Annotated in this window: 1 protein-coding gene; it reads right to left on the reverse strand. The window is 69.5% G+C overall.

The genetic code is table 11. From position 1 onward, the window contains the following. Nucleotides 1–2,068 (reverse strand): ABC transporter substrate-binding protein (locus VGW35_04080; GenBank protein ID HEV8306822.1); only part of this gene is annotated, 2,068 nt, incomplete at both ends.

Consider the following 2,068-nt stretch of genomic DNA (forward strand, 5'->3'; position numbering starts at 1 on the left):
GGCGAATACTTCCAGAACTGGGAGACGGCCGGGAACGTGTGGATCACGGTGTTCGACAGCTCGCCGTCCTTCCGCTCGACCTTCCGGACGTAGATGTTCTGGACCGGGTTGCCGTGGGCGTCGAGCTTGATGGGCCCCCGCGGGGCGTCGGGGATCTCCACCTTCTTGAGCGCCGCCAGGAACCGGTCCCGGTCTTCGACGTTGCCACCGACCGCCTTGGCTGCCTCGGTGATCCAGCGGGCGGCCGTGTAGCAGGTCTCCCCGTAGTAGCCGGGGACCTTGCCGAACCTGGTCCGGAAGTCCTTGACGAACTTCCGGTTCACCGGCGTGTCGATGGCCGCGCTGTAGATCAGCGGGCTCACGCCCCCGATCGCCTCGTCGCCCAGCGAGGGCAGCACGAACTCGTCGAACGTCGTGCCGCCGCCGATGAGCGGGAACCGGGCCTTCAGCCCGGCGTCCTGGTACTGCTTGGGGAAGCGGAGGGAGGAGGCGGCGACCATCACGGCGAAGACCGCGTCGGTGTCCCGGCGGATCTGGGACAGGTAGGGGGCGAAATCGGTGGTGCCGAGCGGCGGCCAGAGCTTCTGGATCACCTGCCCGCCCGACTCCTCGAAGGTGCGCTGGAAGCCCGCCACCTGCTCCCAGCCGAACGCGTAGTCCATGGCGACCGTGACGACCTTCTTGTAGCCGAGGGTCCTGGCCACCCACTCGCCGAACGGCTGGTTGGGCTGGCTCGACGTCCATCCGGTGCGGACGAGCCAGCGCACCGGCTTCCGCTGGGTGAGGTCGTCGGCGGAGACCACCGGGAAGAGCATCGGGACCTGGTACTCGTCGATCTTCGGCGCCAGGGCGTAGCCTTCGCTGGCGAGCAGGACTCCGGCCAGGACGTGGACCCGGTCGCTCTCCACGAGCTTCCGGAGCTTGGTCAGCGCGACCGGCGGCTGCGCCTGGGTGTCCTCGACGATCACCTCGACCTTGCGGCCGGCGATCTGGTGGCCGATCTCCTCCAGGTACATCGCGAACCCGTTGGTCATGTCCTTGCCGACCGCGGCGGCGCCTCCGGTCATGGGCGCCAGGAAGCCGACCTTGATCGGCCCCTTCTGGGCCCAGGCCGGTCCCGTCCCCCACGCGGTCGCCGCGACCACGGCCAGCACTGCGAGCGCGCCGAGCTTCTTCCCCATGTCGGACCTCCTCCGCTGCGTGAGCTGCCGGACGGCCCCCGTGATCCCCTCGGGAGCGTAGACGATGGTGCCGATGTAGACGGCGCCCAGGATCAGGAGCCAGCGATGCGTGTAGACGCTGACCAGATTCTTGAGGAAGACGATGGTGGCCGCCCCCACCGCCGGCCCGATCAGGGTGCCGCGCCCGCCGAGGGCCACCATGAGCAGCACCTCCACCGAGGTGGCCAGCTCCACGTCGGCCGGGCTCACGAAGCCGTTGTAGTAGGCCCAGAGCACGCCGGCCAACCCGCCGACGCCGCCGGCGATGACGAAGCCGATGTACTTGTGGAGCCACACGTGGTACCCGAGCGTCCGCATCCGGGACTCGCTCTCGCGGATGCCGACCAGGCTTTGCCCGAACGGCGACTGCACGACGACCCAGAGGATCGCGAAGGCGATCGCGAAGCCGACCAGCGCGAAGTAGTAAAACGGCAGCGGGCTCGCCAGCGACCACGGCAGACCCAGGGCGGGTCGGGGCACTCCCGAGATGCCGTTGTCGCCCTGGGTCAGGGTCACCCAGCGGTGGGCGAGGCCCCACACGACCATGCCGAGCGCCAGCGTGATCATGAGGAAGTACACGCCGGTGGCCCGGAGGGCGACCAGGCCGAAGACGCCGGCGACGATCAGCGCCAGGCCGACCCCGACGACCAGCGTGACCCAGAAGCCCGCCCCGTGGCGCGTCGTCAGCACCCCGACGCTGTAGGCCCCGAGGCCCAGGTAGGCGGCGTGGCCCAGCGAGGTGAGGCCGGTGTAGCCGAGGAGGAGGTCGAGGCTCATGGCGAGGATGGCGTAGATGAGCGCCTGGGTGACGAGGGTCAGGAGGTACGAGGACAGGAGCGGCGGCACGA

Source organism: Candidatus Methylomirabilota bacterium (assembly GCA_036005065.1).
GTDB lineage: Bacteria > Methylomirabilota > Methylomirabilia > Rokubacteriales > DASRDR01 > DASYQW01.